This window comes from Pseudomonas sp. 7P_10.2_Bac1 (assembly GCF_025465935.1).
In the GTDB taxonomy this organism is placed as follows: domain Bacteria; phylum Pseudomonadota; class Gammaproteobacteria; order Pseudomonadales; family Pseudomonadaceae; genus Aquipseudomonas.
In genome coordinates this window covers 40,321-61,675 of sequence record NZ_JANLNV010000082.1, presented here as the reverse complement: position 1 = coordinate 61,675, position 21,355 = coordinate 40,321, and the positions used below count along the sequence as shown (strand labels likewise).

General features: G+C 57.0%; 16 protein-coding genes. 7 read left to right on the top strand and 9 right to left on the bottom strand.

The features are described from left to right. Positions 1-113: 113 nt before the first annotated feature. Complete coding sequence (mutS, locus tag NTD86_RS18065; protein WP_262204200.1) at positions 114-2,693, top strand: DNA mismatch repair protein MutS; 2,580 nt, start codon at positions 114-116, stop codon at positions 2,691-2,693. 128 nt (positions 2,694-2,821) lie between these two features. Further along, positions 2,822-3,145 (top strand): ferredoxin FdxA, encoded by a 324-nt coding sequence (gene fdxA, locus NTD86_RS18060; RefSeq protein ID WP_262204198.1) that lies wholly within the window; start codon positions 2,822-2,824, stop codon positions 3,143-3,145. Between the two features lie 227 nt (positions 3,146-3,372). On the opposite strand, the gene NTD86_RS18055 is transcribed toward fdxA, so the two are convergent. After that, complete coding sequence (locus NTD86_RS18055; protein ID WP_262204197.1) at positions 3,373-4,008, bottom strand: TetR family transcriptional regulator; 636 nt, start codon at positions 4,006-4,008, stop codon at positions 3,373-3,375. Positions 4,009-4,273: 265 nt separating this feature from the next. On the opposite strand from NTD86_RS18055, the gene NTD86_RS18050 reads away from it, so the two are divergent. From NTD86_RS18050 to NTD86_RS18040, 3 genes are read left to right on the top strand one after another with little or no spacing between them, the layout of a single operon-like run. Beyond that, the gene (locus NTD86_RS18050; RefSeq protein WP_262204195.1) at positions 4,274-5,425 is read left to right on the top strand and encodes an efflux RND transporter periplasmic adaptor subunit; all 1,152 of its coding nucleotides are present in this window, start codon (positions 4,274-4,276) and stop codon (positions 5,423-5,425) included. 3 nt (positions 5,426-5,428) lie between these two features. Continuing rightward, on the top strand, positions 5,429-8,584 hold the full coding sequence (locus NTD86_RS18045; RefSeq protein WP_262204194.1) for an efflux RND transporter permease subunit: 3,156 nt from the start codon (positions 5,429-5,431) through the stop codon (positions 8,582-8,584). After that, positions 8,581-10,032, top strand: a complete 1,452-nt coding sequence (locus NTD86_RS18040) for an AdeC/AdeK/OprM family multidrug efflux complex outer membrane factor (protein WP_262204192.1) — start codon at positions 8,581-8,583, stop codon at positions 10,030-10,032. The genes NTD86_RS18045 and NTD86_RS18040 overlap by 4 nt, the downstream gene beginning before the upstream one ends. Before the next feature lie 363 nt (positions 10,033-10,395). Here NTD86_RS18040 and pcaC read toward each other — a convergent pair whose 3' ends face one another. The 8 genes from pcaC to pcaR form a co-directional block, all read right to left on the bottom strand. Next, positions 10,396-10,788, bottom strand: coding sequence for a 4-carboxymuconolactone decarboxylase (gene pcaC / locus NTD86_RS18035; RefSeq protein ID WP_262204191.1), 393 nt, complete (start codon positions 10,786-10,788; stop codon positions 10,396-10,398). 10 nt (positions 10,789-10,798) lie between these two features. Continuing rightward, a complete protein-coding gene (gene pcaD, locus NTD86_RS18030; RefSeq protein ID WP_262204189.1) occupies positions 10,799-11,599 on the bottom strand; it encodes a 3-oxoadipate enol-lactonase in 801 nt (266 codons plus the stop codon). Between the two features lie 13 nt (positions 11,600-11,612). Then, positions 11,613-12,965, bottom strand: a complete 1,353-nt coding sequence (locus tag NTD86_RS18025; RefSeq protein ID WP_262204187.1) for a 3-carboxy-cis,cis-muconate cycloisomerase — start codon at positions 12,963-12,965, stop codon at positions 11,613-11,615. Positions 12,966-13,013: 48 nt separating this feature from the next. Beyond that, entirely contained in the window at positions 13,014-14,306 is a 1,293-nt protein-coding gene (locus NTD86_RS18020) for an MFS family transporter (protein ID WP_262204186.1), read from the bottom strand. A 122-nt stretch (positions 14,307-14,428) separates the two neighbouring features. Then, complete coding sequence (pcaF, locus tag NTD86_RS18015; RefSeq protein ID WP_262204185.1) at positions 14,429-15,634, bottom strand: 3-oxoadipyl-CoA thiolase; 1,206 nt, start codon at positions 15,632-15,634, stop codon at positions 14,429-14,431. Then, on the bottom strand, positions 15,631-16,413 hold the full coding sequence (locus NTD86_RS18010) for a CoA-transferase subunit beta (RefSeq protein ID WP_262204502.1): 783 nt from the start codon (positions 16,411-16,413) through the stop codon (positions 15,631-15,633). The genes pcaF and NTD86_RS18010 overlap by 4 nt, the downstream gene beginning before the upstream one ends. After that, the gene (locus tag NTD86_RS18005) at positions 16,410-17,267 is read right to left on the bottom strand and encodes a CoA transferase subunit A (RefSeq protein WP_262204183.1); all 858 of its coding nucleotides are present in this window, start codon (positions 17,265-17,267) and stop codon (positions 16,410-16,412) included. The genes NTD86_RS18010 and NTD86_RS18005 overlap by 4 nt, the downstream gene beginning before the upstream one ends. Before the next feature lie 283 nt (positions 17,268-17,550). Next, a complete protein-coding gene (gene pcaR / locus NTD86_RS18000; protein WP_262204182.1) occupies positions 17,551-18,393 on the bottom strand; it encodes a pca regulon transcriptional regulator PcaR in 843 nt (280 codons plus the stop codon). An 810-nt stretch (positions 18,394-19,203) separates the two neighbouring features. Between pcaR and NTD86_RS17995 the strand changes: the two genes are divergently transcribed. Both NTD86_RS17995 and NTD86_RS17990 read left to right on the top strand, forming a co-directional pair. Further along, complete coding sequence (locus NTD86_RS17995) at positions 19,204-19,404, top strand: hypothetical protein (protein WP_262204181.1); 201 nt, start codon at positions 19,204-19,206, stop codon at positions 19,402-19,404. 346 nt (positions 19,405-19,750) lie between these two features. Further along, complete coding sequence (locus NTD86_RS17990; protein ID WP_262204179.1) at positions 19,751-21,223, top strand: inorganic phosphate transporter; 1,473 nt, start codon at positions 19,751-19,753, stop codon at positions 21,221-21,223. Positions 21,224-21,355 lie beyond the last annotated feature (132 nt).

The following is a 21,355-nucleotide window of genomic DNA, read 5'->3' as shown; positions in this document are numbered from 1 at the left end:
TACGCACCTGTAGATGCAGGCGGCTGGCATGTTAACCTTGCGCCCATTGCGAAACAGCCGCGCCTGACGCCCGCTTTTCACCCACCTTCAATCGAATCCGCCTAAGCCCCCTCATGAGTAAGAATACTGCCGACCTGTCCTCACACACGCCGATGATGCAACAGTACTGGCGCCTCAAAAACCAGCACCCAGACCAGTTGATGTTCTATCGCATGGGCGATTTTTACGAGATCTTCTACGAAGACGCGAAAAAGGCCGCCAAGTTGCTGGACATCACCTTGACTGCGCGCGGGCAGTCGGCCGGGCAGGCGATTCCAATGTGCGGGATTCCGTATCACGCCGCCGAAGGCTACTTGGCCAAGCTGGTAAAACTGGGCGAGTCCGTGGTGATTTGCGAACAGGTCGGTGACCCGGCCACCAGCAAAGGGCCGGTCGAGCGTCAAGTGGTACGGATCATTACGCCGGGCACCGTTAGCGATGAGGCGCTGCTGGATGAACGTCGAGACAACCTGATCGCTGCAGTTCTGGGCGATGAGCGTCTGTTTGGCCTGGCGGTGATGGACATCACCAGCGGCAACTTCTCGGTGCTGGAGATCAAGGGCTGGGAAAACCTGTTGGCCGAACTGGAGCGCATCAACCCGGTAGAACTGATGATTCCGGACGACTGGCCACAAGGATTGCCTGCGGAAAAACGCCGTGGCGTTCGCCGCCGCGCACCGTGGGACTTCGAGCGCGACTCTGCGCTAAAAAGCCTGTGCCAACAGTTTTCGACCCAGGATCTCAAAGGTTTCGGATGCGAGAACCTGACCCTGGCAATCGGTGCCGCCGGTTGCCTGCTCAGCTACGCCAAGGAAACCCAGCGCACCGCCCTGCCCCATTTGCGTAGCCTGCGCCATGAGCGCCTGGATGACACCGTGGTGCTCGATGGCGCCAGCCGTCGCAACCTGGAGCTGGACACCAACCTGGCCGGTGGTCGCGACAACACCTTGCAGTCTGTTGTCGACCGTTGCCAGACCTCGATGGGCAGCCGCCTGCTCACTCGCTGGCTGAACCGACCACTGCGTAATTTGAGTGTACTGTTGGCACGTCAGTCTTCGATTACTTGCCTGCTCGATGGCTACCGCTTCGAAAAACTGCAACCGCAACTCAAAGAAATCGGCGACCTGGAGCGGATTCTGGCGCGTATCGGCCTGCGCAATGCGCGCCCGCGTGACTTGGCGCGCCTGCGTGATGCCTTGGGCGCCTTGCCTGAATTGCAAGATGCGATGATCGGCCTCGAAGCTCCACATCTTCAACAACTGGCAACCATCACCAACACTTACCCGGAACTGGCTGCCCTGCTGGAAAAGGCCATTAACGACAATCCGCCGGCGGTGATCCGCGATGGCGGAGTGCTGAAAACGGGTTATGACACTGAGCTGGATGAGCTGCAATCGCTGAGCGAAAACGCCGGGCAGTTCCTGATTGACCTTGAAGCCCGGGAAAAAGCCCGTACCGGCCTCAGCCATCTCAAAGTGGGTTACAACCGCGTCCACGGTTACTTTATCGAGCTGCCAAGCAAACAGGCCGAGCAGGCGCCTGCGGACTATATCCGCCGGCAAACCCTCAAAGGCGCCGAGCGCTTTATCACGCCGGAGCTCAAAGCTTTTGAAGATAAGGCCCTGTCAGCCAAAAGCCGCGCGCTGGCTCGCGAGAAAATGCTCTACGAAGCACTGCTCGAAACCCTTATTGGCGAATTGCCGCCCTTGCAGGACACCGCTGCTGCACTGGCAGAACTCGATGTACTGAGTAACTTGGCCGAACGCGCACTGAATCTAGACTTGAACTGCCCGCGCTTTGTCGACGAGCCGTGCATGCGTATCGACCAGGGCCGTCATCCCGTGGTCGAGCAAGTGCTGACGACCCCCTTTGTGGCAAACGATTTGGCGCTGGATGACAAGACCCGCATGCTGGTGATTACCGGTCCTAACATGGGCGGTAAATCGACCTACATGCGTCAGACCGCATTGATCGTGCTGTTGGCACACATCGGTAGTTTTGTCCCGGCCGCCAGCTGTGAGCTGTCATTGGTCGACCGAATTTTCACCCGGATCGGCTCCAGCGATGATCTGGCGGGTGGTCGCTCTACCTTTATGGTGGAAATGAGCGAAACCGCCAATATTCTGCACAACGCCACCGATCGCAGCCTGGTATTGATGGATGAAGTCGGACGCGGCACCAGCACCTTCGATGGTTTGTCGCTGGCGTGGGCAGCAGCCGAACGTCTCGCTCACTTGCGCGCGTACACGCTGTTTGCCACGCACTACTTTGAGCTGACCGTACTGCCCGAAAACGAGCCGCTGGTCGCCAACGTGCACTTGAGCGCAACCGAACACAATGAACGCATCGTATTCTTGCACCACGTCTTGCCAGGCCCGGCCAGTCAAAGCTATGGTTTGGCCGTTGCACAATTGGCCGGGGTTCCAGCCAATGTCATCACTCGGGCACGTGAACATTTGAGCCGACTCGAAACGACCAGCCTGCCTCATGAAGTACCGCGACCAGCGCCCGGCAAGAAAGCAGTACCGCAGCAAAGCGATCTGTTTGCCAGCCTGCCGCATCCTGTACTGGATGACCTTTCCAAGCTCGATCTGGACAACATGACGCCGCGTAAAGCACTTGATTTGCTCTACACATTAAAGACACGCCTTTAAAAGCTGCTAGAATCGCGCGCGGTTCGGGATGCTACTGCCCTTTAGCCTGGTCAGTAGATATCACTCCCGAGCCCTGCGAACCCGAACTGGAAGGGCTTCGCTGCCGCCGCCTGAGGAGAAAATTAGAAATGACCTTCGTCGTCACCGACAACTGCATCAAGTGCAAGTACACCGACTGCGTAGAAGTCTGTCCGGTGGACTGCTTCTACGAAGGCCCGAACTTCCTGGTAATCCACCCGGATGAGTGCATTGACTGCGCGCTTTGTGAGCCTGAATGCCCTGCACAAGCCATCTTCTCGGAAGATGAAGTGCCTGCTGGCATGGAACAATTCATTCAGTTGAATGTTGAGCTGGCTGAAATCTGGCCAAACATCACTGAAAAAAAAGACGCTCTGCCGGACGCGGAAGAGTGGGATGGCGTGGAAGGCAAGATCAAAGATCTGGAACGCTGATTCATGCTTCAGTAAAAAGCCCCGTGCTCTTGCGAGCCGGGGCTTTTTGCGTTCAGGGCTGGCAAAAATTCCCAGCCGATAACAATTGCACTACAAAATACTTAGGCCGCTAACTTTAAACCCGCGGTCTAGACGTATATAAAGGCCATCTGGTATCAATTCACATTACGGGTTGAAACTTCACTAGCCATATGGCTTTGGGCTACTAAACTCTAGCCTCGATCGGGTTACGACTTACGCAAGCTAGGACTGTGCCGCAGCATATCCATGCAAATGTCGACCCAGGTTTCGGCTTCTTTATGAAGCTCAAAACAGTCGGGAACCAGAAGCCATTGCCCAAGAATGCCGTCTATATAGGCATGCAAGGCAATTGCTGCGCGTCGGGCATCCAGGTCCGAAGGGAGTTGTTCGCGATGGATTGCATTACTCAGCGTGAGTTCGATCCGGCTGTTACAGTCGACACTCGCCACTTGGCGCTGGCGGCGCAAATCGCACATTTCGTCAGTGAATTCGCATTTATGAAACAAAATTTCATTAATACGCCGAGTTTTCGGGTCAATCGCAACTTGACGAAACAAATGGACCAGCAGACTGCGCATACAGCCCAACGGATCAACCTCGGCCTGGCTCTCACTGGCCTTGGCCAGCTCATCCAGCGGCTCACGCAAGCTGTCCAGCATGGCCTGAACCAAGTCAGCCTTGTTGCTGAAGTGCCAGTAAATGGCTCCCCGCGTAACCCCTGCCAACGCGGCAATATCCGCCAATGTGGTACGGGCGACCCCCCGTTCATAAAAGGCCTGCTCGGCTGCTTCGAGGATTTTGCTCCGGGTTTCCTGAGCTTCTTCTTTGGTACGACGCACCATGGCAATAAAAACCTCAATCAGGGGGGCTTGGACAAGTGCGTTGCAGCATCCAAACCGTCATCGGGTAGCGTTTTTTGTGCCTTATCCCGGTTCACTTCAAGCTTAAAAAAAGGATCTGTAACGACGATTGCGACAGAGCCCCACTATTTACAAACAGACATGAATGTAAGTATATTCCTTAGTAAGCTATTTATCCACCCGGAACAGCTTTCTATACCCTTCCACTATTCTTGTGCGCTTTCGCGTGCCTGACCCGAGGATCTTCATGCAATTTAAGCCAGCTGTTACCGCTCTGGTTGCTGCCATCACTCTAGCTTCGCTGCTCAGCGGATGTAAGAAGGAAGAGTCAGCACCTGCCCCACAAACCCCTCAGGTCGGCGTCGTGACGCTGAAAGCCCAGCCATTTACCTTGACCACTGACCTTCCAGGTCGAACGACTTCATACCGTTCGGCAGAAGTTCGTCCTCAAGTGAACGGCATTATCCTCAAGCGCTACTTCAAGGAAGGCAGCGACGTCAAAGAAGGCCAGCAGCTGTATCAGATCGACCCGGCCATCTATGAAAGCAACGTGCTGAGCGCCAAAGCGACCCTACAATCGGCCAAATCGCTGGCTGATCGCTACAAGCAATTGGTCGCAGAGCAAGCCGTGAGCCGTCAGGAATACGACAACGCAGAAGCCTCTCGTCTTGAAGCTGAAGCCGCGTTGAACACCGCTCAGGTGAACCTGCGTTACACCAAGGTTCTGGCACCTCTGACAGGCCGTATCGGCCGCTCTCTTTTCACAGAAGGTGCGTTGGTGACCAGTGGTCAGGCAGATGCATTGGCCGTGATCACTCAGTTGGACCCGATCTACGTCGACGTAACCCAGTCTTCGGTCGAGATGCTTGAATTGCGTCGCGATCTCGCCGACGGTCGTTTGAAAAAAGCGGGCGAGAACGCAGCCAAGGTCAAGCTGACGCTCCCGGACGGCAGCGAATACCCACAGGAAGGTCGTCTGGAGTTCACCGAAGTCTCGGTTGACGAAACCACCGGCTCGGTCACCCTACGCGCGGTATTCCCGAACCCGGACAACGTTCTGCTGCCCGGTATGTTTGTGCACGCCCAGCTGGAAGCAGGCGTCAACAGCGATGCCATTTTGGCTCCACAAGTTGGTGTAACTCACAACGCCAAAGGCCAGCCAACCGCGATGGTCGTAGGGCCGGACAACAAGGTTGAGCTGCGCGTGCTGCAAGCAACACGCACTGTCGGCTCTGACTGGCTGATTGAAAAAGGTCTGAACGCTGGCGACCGCCTGATTACTGACGGCCTGCAATATGTGCGTCCGGGCGTTGAAGTAAAAATCATGGACAAGACTCCAGGCGCTACCCCGTCATCGGCCCCGGCCACAGATAAAGCTTCGGGCAGTAAAGGGGAATAAACAATGTCGAAATTTTTTATCGACCGTCCGATTTTCGCCTGGGTAGTTGCCCTGGTGATCATGCTGGTCGGGGCTTTATCGATCCTGAAACTTCCGATAAACCAGTACCCGAGCATTGCACCACCGGCCATCTCGATTTCCGTGACCTACCCGGGTGCTTCGGCACAAACCGTACAGGACACCGTGGTCCAGGTGATCGAGCAACAGCTCAACGGTATTGACCACTTGCGTTATGTGTCATCGGAAAGTAACTCCGACGGCAGCATGACCATCACCGTTACCTTCGACCAGGGTACTAACCCTGATACCGCTCAGGTTCAGGTGCAGAACAAGCTGAACCTGGCCACCCCTCTGCTGCCTCAAGAAGTGCAGCAGCAAGGTATCCGAGTCACCAAGGCAGTGAAAAACTTCCTGATGGTGGTCGGTGTGGTATCCACCGACGGCAGCATGAACAAGGACGACTTGTCGAACTACATCGTCTCCAACATGCAAGACCCGCTGTCGCGGACTGAAGGTGTGGGTGACTTCCAGGTGTTCGGTGCCCAGTACGCCATGCGTATCTGGCTGGACCCAAGCAAGCTGAACAAATACAACCTGACACCGGTCGATGTTCAGTCCGCCATTGCGGCACAGAACGTCCAGGTTTCTTCCGGTCAGTTGGGCGGTCTGCCAGCGGTTAAAGGTCAGGAGCTGAACGCAACGATCATTGGTAAAACCCGTCTGCAAAACGCCGACGAGTTCAAGAAGATCCTGCTTAAAGTAAACACCGACGGCTCTCAGGTTCGCCTGGGTGACGTGGCCGATGTGGCCCTGGGCGGTGAAAACTACAGCATCAGCGCCCAGTACAACGGCAAGCCGTCTTCAGGTATTGCTATCAAGCTGGCTTCTGATGCCAACGCTCTGGATACAGCTAAAGCCGTTCGCAAGACTATCTCGGACCTCGAACCTTTCTTCCCGCCAGGGATGGAAGTCGTGTACCCGTACGACACAACACCGGTTATTTCGGCTTCCATCGAAGGTGTAGTGGAAACCCTGGTTGAAGCGGTCGTGCTGGTGTTCCTGGTGATGTTCCTGTTCCTACAGAACTTCCGTGCCACGATCATCACCACGATGACCGTACCGGTTGTATTGCTGGGTACTTTCGGGATCCTGGCCGCTGCTGGATTCAGCATCAACACCCTGACCATGTTCGGTATGGTGTTGGCCATCGGCTTGCTGGTGGACGATGCCATCGTTGTGGTTGAAAACGTCGAGCGGGTAATGGCCGAAGAAGGCTTGCCGCCCAAAGAAGCCACCAAAAAGTCCATGGGCCAGATCCAGGGCGCGCTGGTGGGTATCGCCCTCGTGTTGTCTGCTGTATTGCTGCCAATGGCGTTCTTCGGTGGCTCCACCGGTGTGATCTACCGTCAGTTCTCGATCACCATCGTGTCGGCCATGGCCCTCTCGGTGCTGGTGGCATTGGTGTTCACACCGGCCTTGTGCGCCACCATGCTCAAACCGATTGCCAAAGGTGATCACGGTCAGAACAAGGGTGGATTCTTTGGCTGGTTCAACCGCACCTTTGACAGTGGTGTTCAACGCTATGAAAAAAGCGTTGGCAGCATTCTTCGTCACAAGGCGCCGTACCTGCTTGCCTACTTGCTGATTGTCGTTGGCATGGTGTTCCTGTTCACCCGCATCCCGACCTCCTTCCTTCCAGAAGAAGACCAGGGTGTGCTTTTTGCTCAGGTTCAAACCCCACCGGGTACTTCGGCCGAGCGGACTCAGGACGTCATTGACCGGATGCGTGCTTACCTGCTCAAGGACGAATCCGCGGCAGTGTCCTCGGTATTTACCGTGAACGGCTTTAACTTCGCGGGTCGTGGTCAAAGCTCGGGCATGGCATTCATCATGCTCAAGCCTTGGGACGAGCGTGATGCCCAAAACAGTGTGGCAGCCTTGGCAGAGCGCGCGCAGAAACACTTCTTCACCTTCCGCGACGCCATGGTATTCGCCTTTGCTCCGCCGGCAGTAATGGAGCTGGGTAACGCCACTGGTTTTGACTTGTACATTCAAGACCGGGCGGGTATCGGCCACGAGAAGCTGATGGAAGCGCGCAACCAGTTCCTGGGCATGGCGTCACAAAGCAAAGTGCTCGCAGGTGTACGTCCAAACGGTTTGAACGACGAACCTCAGTACAAACTGGTTATCGACGATGAAGCCGCACAAGCGCTGGGTGTCAGCTTGTCGGATCTGAACAGCACGCTGTCCATCGCTCTAGGTGCCAGCTACGTCAACGACTTTATCGACCACGGCCGGGTTAAAAAGGTATTCCTGCAAGGTGTTGCCTCCTCCCGTATGAGCCCGGAAGATCTGAAGAAGTGGTACGTACGCAACAACCAGGGAACCATGGTTCCGTTCTCGGCCTTCGCCAAGGGCGAGTGGATCTATGGCTCACCGAAGCTGTCGCGCTATAACGGCGTAGAGGCCATGGAGATCCTGGGTACACCTGCACCGGGTTACAGCAGTGGTGAAGCGATGGCGGAAGTTGAAGCCATTGCCAAGAAACTCCCTGCAGGTGTCGGTATTTCCTGGACAGGCCTGTCGTACGAAGAACGCTTGTCAGGTTCTCAAGCACCGGCCTTGTACGCGATCTCCTTGCTGATGGTGTTCCTGTGTCTCGCCGCCTTGTATGAAAGCTGGTCGATTCCGATCGCGGTCATGCTCGTGGTACCACTGGGGATTATCGGGGCATTGCTGGCGACCAGCCTGCGGGGCCTGTCAAACGACGTGTACTTCCAGGTAGGTCTGTTGACGACCATCGGTCTGGCGGCGAAAAACGCCATTCTGATCGTCGAATTTGCCAAGGAACTGCATGAACAAGGGCGTAGTCTGTTCGATGCGGCGATTGAAGCGTGCCGGATGCGTCTGCGACCGATCATCATGACGTCCCTGGCGTTCATTCTTGGTGTGGTTCCGCTGGCCATCTCCCATGGCGCAGGTTCGGGCAGCCAGCACGCCATTGGTACAGGCGTAATCGGCGGGATGCTGAGTGCAACCTTCCTGGCTATTTTCTGGGTGCCGCTGTTCTTTGTTGCCATTTCCTCGATTGGCAGTAAAAAAGACACCGAGCAAAAAGCAGAACTGTCTAACACTTCAAATAAAGAGGCTGGCCAATGAGCAAGTCGCTTCTCGCAGTAGCGGTTGCAGCGTTTACGCTAAGTGGCTGCTCGCTAATACCGGACTACCAGCGCCCTGAGGCGCCGGTAGCCGCGCAATACCCGCAGGGCCCGGCCTACTCGCCAAACGAGGCGCCAAACCAGGCCGCCGCGGAACAAGGCTGGCGTCAGTTTTTCCATGACCCAGCCCTGCAACAGCTGATCCAGACCGCTCTGGTCAACAACCGCGACCTTCGGGTCGCGGCGTTGAACATCGACGCCTACGCCGCGCAGTACCGCATTCAGCGTGCGGACCTGTTCCCGGCCGTGTCGGCCGATGCCAGCGGCAGCCGTCAGCGCACTCCGGCGCGTATGTCGCAAACGGGCAAGTCGGGCATCAACAGCCAATACACGGCAACCCTGGGCGTCAGCGCGTATGAGCTGGACTTGTTCGGACGTGTCCGCAGCCTGAGCGATCAGGCGCTGGAAAACTACTTTGCAACCGAAGAAGCCCGTCGTTCGACCCAGATCAGTCTGGTGGCCAACGTTGCAACGGCCTACCTGACCTGGCAAGCCGACAAAGAGCTGCTCAAGCTGACCGAAGACACCCTCAAGGCGTTCGACGAGAGCTACAAGCTGACTCTGCGCAGCAATGAAGTCGGTGTGGCCTCGGCCCTGGATGTCAGCCAGTCACGTACCTCGGTGGAAAACGCCCGGGTCCAACTGGCCAAATACACCCGTCAGGTCGCTCAGGATGAAAACAGCCTGGCCCTGCTGCTCGGCACCACCGTCCCGGACAACCTGCCGCCAGCTCAACCACTGTCGGCTGACCTGCTGACCCAAGTACCGGCGGGCTTGCCTTCCGACTTGCTGCAGCGTCGTCCGGACATCCTCCAGGCCGAGCACCAATTATTGGCGGCCAACGCCAACATTGGCGCTGCGCGTGCTGCATTCTTCCCGAGCATCAGCCTCACCGCCAATGCCGGGACCTTGAGCCCGGACCTGTCGGGGCTGTTCAAGGGCGGTTCAGGCACCTGGCTGTTCTCGCCGCAGATCAACCTGCCGATCTTCAACGCCGGCTCTCTGCGCGCAAGCCTGGACTACTCGAAAATCCAGAAAGAGATCACCGTCTCGCAATATGAGAAGGCGATCCAGACAGCATTCCAGGAAGTCTCTGACGGCCTGGCAGCACGTCAAACCTACAACCAGCAGTTGCAGGCCCAAGCCGACTTCGTCAACGCCAACCAGGACTACTACCGTCTGGCAGAGCGTCGTTACCGGATTGGTGTCGACAGCAACCTGACCTTCCTGGATGCACAGCGTTCGTTGTTCAGCGCCCAGCAAGCGTTGATCACTGACCGTCTGGCGCAGTTGACCAGCGAAGTGACGCTGTACAAGGCGCTGGGAGGTGGCTGGTACGAACAGACCGGGCAAAACCGGCCTATTTCGGACAAGCCGCCCAAGGCTTGATAGCAACCCGATAAAACAAAAAACCCGCCAATTGGCGGGTTTTTTGTTGATCACTGACTATAAGCGAGCTTGCCTCGCGATCTTTAGATCTTGGCCTGGCTTTTGATCTTGATCTAAGAGGCCCCGTTAAACCACGCTTGCCGATCGCAGCGACCCCACGGAGCAATGCCTGTGGTGAGGGCAGCCCCCCAAGCGGCCATTGCCGCAGCAACGGATATGTACTCAAATCCTTTCTAATCCCCTCAAGTCAAGAGCCCCCTCTCCCGAAGGAGAGGGAACCGATTGGGGGATGCTAAGGGTAGTCTGTGGCCTGTTTGCTGCTCGACAACGCGGCGGCGTAGACGGGGCAGCAATTCCCACAAATTATTCCCGGGACTCCACGCCCAGTTCATCCCACACCGACTCCGCCAAATGGAAGGTGGCATTGGCCGCCGGGATGCCACAGTAAATGGCACTCTGCATGATCACTTCCTTGATCTCAGCCCGAGTGACACCATTATTGGCCGCTGCACGCAGGTGCAATTTGAGCTCTTCGCTGCGATTCATGCCGATCAGCATTGCAATGGTAATCAGGCTACGGGTGTGACGCGCCAAGCCTGGGCGGGTCCAGATATCTCCCCAGGCGTGACGGGTGATCATTTCCTGGAACTCACTGTTGAATTCGGTCAGGGCGTTGAGGCTACGATCGACGTGAGCGTCGCCCAACACCGCGCGGCGCACTCCCATGCCTTCGTCATAACGTTGTTTCTCGTCCACGGAGTGCTCCTTAAAGCGATGGTTGGGCCAACAAAAAATCCAGCACGCACTGGCTGAATGCATCACCCGCCTGCACATTGGACAGGTGCGCCGCATGGAACTCAGCGTAATGAGCACCTGCCACATGCTGCTGGATGAAACGGCTGCCTGAGGGCGGCGTCACGGCATCTTCGGTACCGGCGATCACCAGCGTCGGCACTGCGATTGCGCCTAACTGATCACGAAAATCCGCATCACGCACTGCCGCGCAGTTGGCCGCATAGCCTTGAGGCGAGGTAGCCGCCAGCATATCGGTGATGCGCTTGGCCTGCGCCGGGTGGGCCTGAGCAAAATCCGGGGTAAACCAGCGCGCAATTGAAGCATCACGTAATCCCGCCATCGCCGCCGCACCGTCACGCAGCACCGTATCAATACGTGGGTTCCACACCGAGGGCTCGGCAATCTTGGCCGCAGTGTTGCACAGCACCAGTGAGCGCAGACGTGCCCCCGCATGAATGCCCAGCCACTGGCCAATCAGGCCGCCCATCGACAACCCGCAAAAATGCACACGTTCAATATGCAGCGCATCCAGCAAGGCCAACACGTCGCCGCCCAACTGCTCAATGCAGTACGGGCCGTCGGTCACCAGCGACTGACCATGGCCACGGGTGTCGTAGCGCAGTACCTGAAAATGCTCGGTGAACGCTGGGATCTGCGACGCCCACATGTTCAGATCAGTGCCCAATGAGTTGGACAGCACCAGCACCGGGGCGCCTTGCGGGCCATCGAGTTGGTAGTTGAGTTCACCTTCCGCCAGTTGTACACGCCCCACGGTTGTCTCCTTCTTAGAATGCCAACGCAAAATGTTCAGCCCGTGCCCGCTCGACCCATGTCGTCGCCTGCCCCAGGTAATGGGCAGGATCGAGCAAGCGATCCAGTTCGTCCGCTGATAGCTGGGCGGTGATGTCGGGGTCATCGGCCAACACCGCACGCAAATGCCGCTGCTCGGCCACAGCCCGCTTGCAGCACTGTTCCAGAAGATGATGCGCAGTGTCGCGCCCCACTCGCTGCGCCAGCTCAATGCTCACGGCTTCTGCCAGCACCAGACCGTGGGTCAACTCGAGATTCTGCGCCATGCGCCCGGCGTCGACTTCCAGTCCCTGCGCGATGTTGAGGGCTTGAACCAGCGCACCGGCCACCAAACAGCAAATCTGGGGCAGGGTTTCCCACTCCGCGTGCCACAAGCCCAGGCTGCGCTCGTGCTCTTGAGGCATAGCGCTGAACAACGTACTCAGGAGGCCAGGCACCCGTGTCGCTGCGCTGATCAGCACCGCCGCCCCCACAGGATTACGCTTGTGCGGCATGGTGGAAGAACCGCCCTTGCCCGGCGCTGACGGCTCAAAGACTTCCGCTGTTTCGGTTTGCATCAACAGGCTGATGTCGCGCCCCATCTTGCCCAGACTGCCGGCCACCAGCCCAAGAACCGCACCGAACTCCACCAAACGGTCGCGCTGGGTATGCCAAGGCTGGTCCGGCAGGTTTAGCTTCAATTCGTCCGCCAAGGCATCGGCCACTGGCAACGCGTGTTCACTTAGCGCCGCCAGGGTGCCGGAAGCCCCGCCGAACTGAAGGCTCAACAGACGCGGCTTCAACACGTGCAGGCGCTGACGGCTGCGGGTAACGGCGCCGAGCCAGCCGGCGATTTTCATCCCCAGGGTCACGGGTGTGGCTTGCTGCAACCACGTACGGCCAGCCAGCGGGGTTGTCGAATAGCGTTGAGCTTGTTGAGCGAGGATGTCTCCCAACTGCTGCAAATCATGTTCAATCAGCGTTAAAGCCGCGCGCAGTTGCAACACCAGCCCGCTGTCCATCACATCCTGGCTGGTCGCGCCCAAATGCACATAACGTTCTGCTTCGGGGCTCACGCTGGCGATCTGCTTGCCGAGCGCTTTAACCAACGGAATAGCCGAGTTGCCGGCGCTGACAATGGCCAGCCCCAAGGCTTCAAAATCATAGAGTTCGGCGCGACAGGCCGCCTCAATCGGTGCAACTGCTGACGTCGGGATCACCCCTGCCCTGGCTTGGGCCCGGGCCAGAGCGGCCTCAAAATCGAGCATGGCCTGAACCCGACCATGGTCACAAAACACCGCATCCATGGCCTTGCCCGTGAAGTAGGCATCAAACAGTTGATTACTCATAAACCATCCTTTGCAAGCGCGCGCCGCAGACCGGCGCGCGCGAACACATCACAGGTCGTGATGCAGGTACTTGGGTTGCTTCGGCAAGCGGAAGCTAAACAGGAAGGCGATGGCCATCATGACCGTCACGTACCAGTAGAAGGTGTTCTCCATGCCCATGGACTTGAGGCCCAAGGCCACATATTCCGCCGAGCCGCCGAACACGGCGTTGGCCACGGCGTAGGCAAGGCCGACACCCAGGGCTCGAACTTGTGGCGGAAACATCTCGGCCTTAACCAGACCGCTGATGGAGGTGTAGAAACTCACAATCGCCAACGCCAGCGTAATCAGCACAAAGGCCAGGAACGGGCTGGTGATGGTTTTAAGGCTCAATAGAATCGGCACGGTGCACAGCGTACCCAGGCCACCGAACCAGAGCATCGAGTTGCGACGCCCGATCTTGTCAGCCAGCATGCCAAACACCGGCTGCATGCACATATAAAGGAAGAGTGCGCCGGTCATGATGTAACTGGCGGTCTTGGCGTGCATCCCGGCCGTGTTCACCAGGTACTTCTGCATATAGGTGGTGAACGTGTAGAAAATCAGCGAGCCACCCGCGGTGTAACCCAGCACAGTGATAAAGGCCGCCTTGTGGTCGCGGAACAGCGCCGCAATGCTGCCTGCGTCCTTGTCCTGACGGGTTTCAGCACTGGTGGTTTCTTTCAGGGAGCGACGCAGCAACAACGAAATAACCGCCGCAATAGCACCAATCACAAACGGAATGCGCCAGCCCCAGGCGCGCAGTTCTTCTTCAGAGAGAATCTGCTGAAGTATTACAACCACCAGTACGGCCAGCAATTGCCCGCCGATCAAGGTCACATATTGGAATGAGGCGAAGAAACCACGCTGGCCCTTTAGGGCCACTTCACTCATGTACGTGGCGGTGGTGCCATATTCCCCGCCCACCGACAGCCCCTGAAACAACCTTGCCAGCAACAGCAAGGCAGGCGCCCAGGCGCCAATCGAGGCGTAGGTTGGCAGAAAGGCGATCACCAATGAGCCGGCGCACATCATCAGCACCGAAATCATCATCGAGTTCTTGCGCCCATGTTTATCAGCCACTCGGCCAAACAGCCAGCCACCGATAGGACGCATCAGGAAGCCTGCCGCAAACACACCGGCGGTGTTCAACAACTGAACGGTGGGATCATCAGACGGGAAAAAAGCAGGTGCAAAGTAAATGGCACAGAATGCGTAAACGTAAAAATCGAACCATTCGACCAGGTTGCCGGAGGAGGCACCGACAATCGCGAAGATTCTTTTCCGACGTTCCTCTCCTGTGTAGTGAGTTTCTGTTGTCATGTTTTTGGACTCATCTGGGTTAGTTACTTTTTAGACATACCTTGCAACAAGTAACACTGCAACCTCAAACAGCCAAACGATTGATGAGCCAATCGTTTGGCAAGCCGTCTATTGCCGGTCATTCAGACCCGTTCGATGGCCAGTGCCAGGCCTTGGCCGACCCCAACGCACATTGTTGCCAGGCCTTTTTTGCCGCCGGTTTTTTCCAGATGGTGCAGCGCAGTCAACACCAGCCGTGCGCCACTCATGCCCAAGGGATGCCCCAGTGCAATGGCGCCCCCATTGGGGTTGACCTGAGGCGCGTCGTCCGCCAGCCCCAGCTCGCGCAATACGGCCAGCCCTTGACTGGCAAAGGCCTCATTGAGTTCGATTACATCAAAGTCACTGACCGATACCCCCAGACGCTCCACCAGTTTGCGCACCGCAGGCACTGGGCCAATCCCCATCACCCGCGGCGCAACACCGGCACTGGCCATACCCAGGACACGGGCACGGGCCGTCAAGCCGTGGCGTTTCACTGCATCGGCCGAGGCCAGAATCAACGCCGCTGCCCCGTCGTTAACCCCGGAAGCATTGCCCGCAGTCACGGTTTTATCCGGCCCGTTAACAGGCTTGAGCTTGCCAAGGGCTTCAAGGGTGGTGTCGGCACGCGGATGTTCATCCTGCTCAACCACGGTTTCACCTTTTTTATGGGCGATGCGCACCGGGACAATTTCTTGCGCAAAGTAGCCAGCAGCTTGCGCTGCGGCTGTACGCTGCTGGCTGCGCAGGGCGAACGCGTCCTGGTCGGCACGGGAAATCCGATAGTCATCGGCCACGTTGTCAGCGGTTTGCGGCATCGCATCCACACCGTATTGAGCCTTCATCAACGGGTTGATAAAGCGCCAGCCAATGGTGGTGTCTTCCAGTTTCATGTTGCGCGAGAACGCCGCGTCAGCCTTGCCCATCACGAATGGTGCGCGGGACATGGACTCTACGCCTCCGGCAATCGCTAATTCCATTTCGCCACTGGCAATCGCGCGGAACGCCGTACCAATGGCGTCCATACCCGAAGCACACAGGCGGTTGAGGGTCACGCCTGGGATCGTCTCTGGCAGCCCGGCCAACAACGCCGCCATGCGCGCCACGTTGCGGTTGTCTTCGCCCGCCTGGTTGGCGCAACCCAAAAACACTTCGTCGACTTCGTCCCAGTTCACATTGGGGTTACGCTCCATCAGCGCCTTGATCGGCGTTGCCGCCAGATCATCGGCACGAACGGCGGCCAAACCGCCACCGAAGCGGCCGATCGGGGTACGAATCGCGTCACAGATAAAGACTTCACGCATCACGCTTCTCCTGGTGCCTGACCATGAGCCAGTGCAGTACGCGCTTCGAGATCGCGCAAGGCGCTCAACTCGACGTCGGTAGGCGCTCGGGTTTCTTCGACCTTGTCGGCAAAGCGAATCGCCCAGCCCGTTGCCGCCTCCACTTGCTCGCGGGTCACACCAGGGTGCAACGAGGTGACCACGAATTCATTGGTCTGGGCTTCCGGCTCCATGATGCACAGGTCAGTGATGATGCCCACTGGTCCCGCCCCCGGCAGGCCCAGACGCTTGCGCGAATCGCCCCCTTCGCCGTGCCCCACGGAGGTAATGAAGTCGAGTTTGTCGACAAATGAGCGGGCGGATTGCTTGAGGATAATCAGCACGCTTTTGGCCGAGCCAGCGATTTCCGGTGCACCACCGGCTCCCGGCAGGCGAACCTTGGGATGGTGATAGTCACCGACCACAGTGGTGTTGATATTGCCAAACCGGTCAACCTGTGCGGCGCCCAGGAAGCCAACATCCACGCGCCCACCTTGCAGCCAGTAACGGAAAATTTCACTGGTGGAGACCACGGTGTCAGCTGTTTCGGCCAGTTCCCCATCACCAATCGACAGCGGCAGCACATTCGGCTTGGCACCAATCGGGCCCGATTCGTAGATCAGTACTACATCCGGTGACGACGTCAGGCGCGCCAGGTTCGCGGCTTTGGAGGGCAGACCAATGCCGACAAAACAGACGGAGCCATTGTGCAAGCGGCGGGCAGCGGCCACGGTCATCATTTCGCTGGTGGAGTAAGCCATTATTTTGCCTCCGATGTGCGGGCCAGCTTGGCCTGGAACTCGCTGAAATTGGCGGTGCCGTGGATGTATTCGTTGATCCAGGCAGTGAAGGTTTCACGGTCACGGGCAATCGGATCCCACGCCTGATAGAAACGGTTATCGCGCTCGGTGTAACCATGAGCGTAGGACGGATGCGCGCCACCCGGCACATGGCACACAGCACTCAACGCCCAGGTTGGCAAAATGCAGGCGTTCATGGGCGCCTGAAGGTCATCGACTATCTCCTCAACCGTGACGATGCAACGCTTGGCGGCCAAGGCGGCTTCCTTTTGCACCCCTAAGATCCCCCACAACAGCACATTGCCCTTGCGATCCGCCTTTTGGGCATGAATCACGGTGACATCCGGGCGCACCGATGGCACGGCCGCCAACACTTCGCCGGTAAACGGACAGGTCACGGTTTTGATCAGTGGATTGACCTTAGGCAAGTCGGAGCCTGCATAAGCACGCAACACCGCGAAGGGCAGACCCGAAGCCCCAGCCACGTAAGCGTTGGCGAGGTCGGCGTGGCTGTGCTCTTCGATTTCCAACGGTTGCGGCCACTGTTTTTCCACGGCATCGCGCAGACGATGCAGAGAGCCCACACCTGGGTTACCCCCCCAAGAGAAAATCAACTTTCGTGCACATCCGGCGCCGATCAACTGGTCGTAGATCAGATCAGGCGTCATGCGAACCAGAGTCAGGTCTTTCTTGCCCTGACGAATGATTTCATGACCCGCTGCGGTCGGAATCAAGTGAGTGAAACCTTCAAGGGCGACCGTATCACCGTCCTTCACAAACTGTTTCACGGCGTCGTGCAGCGAAATGATGTCTGCCATGAGGGGTAGCTCCCGTTTCTTGTTTGCCACTGAATAGAAAACGGTGCACCAGAGTTGCACCGGACTGTCAGCAGGTTAAGCCGGGCCCACTGCTCAAACAATCCGATAATCGACGATGTGTTCGGTAATCGAACACTTAGTTAGCCTGCTTGGAATCGGCCAAAACCCGGGTAATTCTCTTGTACAACTCTTAGGCGCTGACGAGGTACAAAAGCTGCGATCTTTGAAGACTCAAAGATCGCGAGACAGTTGGCTCCTACACGGTTCGGTGATTAGTGGTGGGTCAGGTAAACAACTGCGCGCTCAGCTCGCGGCTTGAACTGAGCATGATCGGCAAGAAGCGCTGCTCCAACTCGGTACGGGTGACGCGCCCGGCGTGGGTGCTGACGTTCAAGGCCGCCAAGACCTGACCGGATGCGTCGTACACCGGTACGGCAATCGAACGCAGGCCTTGCTCCAGTTCCTGATCGACAATGCACCAGCCCTGCTCACGCACTTTCTGCAGGCATTCGAGCAACGCCTGCTGTGTGTGCAAGGTGCGGCTGGTTTTGGCCTGAAAATCGGCATGGGCCAGGTATTCGCTCAGGCTCACGTCGTCCAGAGCCGCCAGCAAGATACGCCCCATCGACGTGCAGTACGCTGGCAAGCGACCACCTACCGAAAGGTCTACTGAAATCAGGCGCTGAGTGGTGGCCGAGCGAGCAATGTAGAGGATGTCGTCGCCCTCAAGGGTTGCCATGTTGCAGGCTTCGTGCAATTGCTCGCTCATGCGGTCCAGATATGGCTGGGCCGACACGGCCAATGGTGTGGACGACAAATAGGCATGCCCAAGGGTCAGCACTTTGGGCAGTAGTGAATACGTGCGGCCATCGGTGGTGGCGTAGCCCAATTTGATCAACGTATACAAACAGCGACGCACTGCAGCGCGCGGGATTTCGGTGCGATGGCTGATCTGGGCGATGGTCAGGTGCCGTTTTCGCTCCTGGAAGGCCTGCACCACTGCGAGGCCCCGGGCCAGCGAGGCCATAAAATCAGGGTCACCGGTAAACGCCTGAATACGCTTGGCAGGCGACGCAACAATCGGTGGCGCGAGGCCGGTTACTGCATTGCGCAATTGCTCACTCATTCCGTATCCCTCTGAATCGGCTTCTTATTGTTATTACAGATCGTCCCCGCTAACAACAGACACCGAGGCAGACGCAATAATGGCCGATTATCGAACCGATGACCGATAATCGCAATCTTCAGGCGCCGGCCATGGATATGCATGCCGCCCCACCCGCGTCACTCGACTCTGTGCGCTTATTGAAGTTCCGTTGCGGTACTTTGCAACTGACGACAACACCCGCGTCTGATTTTCATTAAGCATCTTTTACCTATGGCACTGCGACAAACAGCCACCCCCATTGATAGGATTGCATTTGCCTTATATGCCAGGTGAATTAAGCTGACACGAGAGCAACCTAACTTGACAGTGCATTTACCTGTCACGGGTATTAATAGAGTAAAAACTGGCGCTACCTGTTAATCCCCTGAATTTTGCAACAAAGATTGCAATAGGAAGTTGACGTGCCCAAAGCGCTTCGGCGATAGTAGGGGCCTTACTCAAGCCTGTATGGCCCGCAAGTAATTGAATGCACAAAGTCGAGCATTCGCGCCTTTTGGATCCAACCCGCTCGTTGAACTCAACAGGCCGAGAGGCTTAACTTCCAAGTGCAGCCTGCATTGTCCACCCCTCGGGGTGAGCACTTAAGTGCTGCAGCGCTCATCTGTTAATTAATGACGTTGCAGCGTGCAAAGAGTGGTTTGTTTAACCTTGACGTTGCTTATAGGGCTTATAGGTATCACCTTCTAAAGCTGACTCAGACGTCAAATGGATCAACCTCTCTTGCCGAGTGGTTCACCAGGTTTAATCTCTACTTAATTAGGTAGCACTGTGACGAAAGACGAACTGCGCGCAGAACTTGAGCGTCAGGAACAACGTTACAAGGATGTTTACGGCGGCGAAATTACCACCTATGCCGCTCAGCCCGAGCCCGAGCGCAAGCCTTGGCGCAAACGTGCCAGCCTGATGGATCAGGCTTTTTCTCAAGAAATTCAAAAAATTGAGAAAGAACTCAAAGCTGAAGACTCATGACGCCCAGCGTCTGAAGTCTGTGTGAAGACCGCAACAGAACCTCATTTCGATGCATGATCGGCGGCTGCTTTTCGCTCACCAGAAGCCGTGGCCGATCACGTCAGACCGTCTGATTACAGAAATTTCATACATTCAGATTAGACGGCCCACTGCGCGCAGACGCTTCGCTCCGAATCGCTTATAGCCTTTGTTATCAGTGGGTTGGAGCCGTTCTCAGGTGCCTGAAAAAAGAGGCTTCTTACAGGTTTTTTCATTTATAGATGTTACCGGCGAGCACCAAGTGCATCGATTACCGAGGTTTTCTGGCATAATCCGGCCCCCTTTATGACCGTGTCAGAAAACCTTCATGATCGATCTACTAAGCGGATTGGATGCCTGGGTACTTATCAGCCTCTTCTTCGCCCTAGCCTTTGTTCTCGCCTTCGAGTTCATTAACGGCTTTCATGACACCGCAAATGCGGTAGCGACTGTCATCTACACCAAAGCCATGCCGCCTCACCTGGCGGTGTTCTTTTCAGGTGTGTTCAACTTTCTTGGCGTTTTGCTGGGCGGGGTTGGGGTGGCATACGCCATCGTCCACCTGCTGCCGGTAGAGCTGCTGGTGAACGTGAACACCGGACATGGCCTGGCCATGGTGTTCTCGTTGCTGGCCGCAGCGATTACCTGGAACCTGGGCACGTGGTACTTCGGGATCCCTGCTTCAAGCTCCCATACCCTGATCGGCTCGATCCTCGGCGTAGGCCTGGCCAACGCCTTGATAAACGGTATCCCGGTGAGCGAGGGCGTTAACTGGCAGAAGGCGGTAGAGATTGGCGCCTCGCTGGTGTTCTCTCCACTGGCTGGCTTCATCATTGCTGCCATCATGCTGATTGGGCTGAAATGGTGGCGTCCAAACTCCAAGATGCACAAAACGCCTGAAGAACGCCGCAAGATCGATGACAAGAAGCACCCACCGTTCTGGAACCGCCTGGTGCTGGTGATTTCTGCGATGACCGTGAGCTTCGTTCACGGCTCCAACGACGGTCAGAAGGGTATTGGCCTGATCATGCTGGTGCTGATCGGTATCGTGCCAAGCGCTTTCGTTCTGGACTTGAACAGCACCACCTACCAGATTGAGCGGACTCGCGATGCCACGCTGCACCTGAGCCAGTTCTATCAGCGTAATCACGAGAGCCTGAATGAATTTCTGGCCTTGGGCAAAGGCGTAAAAGGCGACCTGCCGGGCAAGTTCAGCTGCAACCCGCAGCAGACCGAGCCGACCATTGCGGCGCTGCTTGAATCGCTGAAAGGTGTTACCGACTACCAGTCCATGACCTCCGAGCAGCGTATCGAGATTCGTCGCTACCTGCTTTGCCTGGATGATACGGCGAAAAAAGTCGGCAAACTGCCAGTACTCGACACCACTGAAAAAGCGGATCTCGACAAACTGCGCAAAGACCTGACAGCCACCACTGAATACGCCCCGTTCTGGGTAATTCTGGCCGTTGCACTGGCCTTGGGCCTTGGCACCATGGTGGGTTGGAGACGCGTGGTTAAAACCATTGGCGAGAAGATCGGCAAGCAAGGCATGACCTATGCCCAAGGCATGTCGGCGCAGATCACCACCACCATCGCGATTGGCCTGGCCAACGTGTTCGCCCTACCGGTATCCACCACCCACATCCTGTCTTCAGGTGTGGCGGGCACTATGGTCGCCAACAAAAGCGGCCTGCAAGGCAACACCATCAAGACCATCCTGATGGCTTGGGTGCTCACCTTGCCTGCCACCGTAGCCCTGGCTGCGGCTCTGTTCTGGTTGGCGTCTATCATGCTCAACTGATACAGCCCCAGACAAAAAAGGTACGCCCCCACTACAGGGCGTACCTTTTTTTATGCTCTTTTTTAAGGGCAAAAAAATAGGCGACCGAAGTCGCCCAAAATGCCTTGCGTGCTCGTGTTCCAGAGAGATCCG

What these genes read in the sequence shown, in the direction of transcription:
- mutS (WP_262204200.1), top strand. Translation starts at nt 114, where the DNA reads ATGAGTAAGAATACTGCCGACCTGTCCTCACACACGCCGATGATGCAA.
- fdxA (WP_262204198.1), top strand. Translation starts at nt 2,822, where the DNA reads ATGACCTTCGTCGTCACCGACAACTGCATCAAGTGCAAGTACACCGAC.
- NTD86_RS18055 (WP_262204197.1), bottom strand. Translation starts at nt 4,008, where the DNA reads ATGGTGCGTCGTACCAAAGAAGAAGCTCAGGAAACCCGGAGCAAAATC.
- NTD86_RS18050 (WP_262204195.1), top strand. Translation starts at nt 4,274, where the DNA reads ATGCAATTTAAGCCAGCTGTTACCGCTCTGGTTGCTGCCATCACTCTA.
- NTD86_RS18045 (WP_262204194.1), top strand. Translation starts at nt 5,429, where the DNA reads ATGTCGAAATTTTTTATCGACCGTCCGATTTTCGCCTGGGTAGTTGCC.
- NTD86_RS18040 (WP_262204192.1), top strand. Translation starts at nt 8,581, where the DNA reads ATGAGCAAGTCGCTTCTCGCAGTAGCGGTTGCAGCGTTTACGCTAAGT.
- NTD86_RS18025 (WP_262204187.1), bottom strand. Translation starts at nt 12,965, where the DNA reads ATGAGTAATCAACTGTTTGATGCCTACTTCACGGGCAAGGCCATGGAT.
- NTD86_RS18020 (WP_262204186.1), bottom strand. Translation starts at nt 14,306, where the DNA reads ATGACAACAGAAACTCACTACACAGGAGAGGAACGTCGGAAAAGAATC.
- NTD86_RS18005 (WP_262204183.1), bottom strand. Translation starts at nt 17,267, where the DNA reads ATGGCAGACATCATTTCGCTGCACGACGCCGTGAAACAGTTTGTGAAG.
- pcaR (WP_262204182.1), bottom strand. Translation starts at nt 18,393, where the DNA reads ATGAGTGAGCAATTGCGCAATGCAGTAACCGGCCTCGCGCCACCGATT.
- NTD86_RS17990 (WP_262204179.1), top strand. Translation starts at nt 19,751, where the DNA reads ATGATCGATCTACTAAGCGGATTGGATGCCTGGGTACTTATCAGCCTC.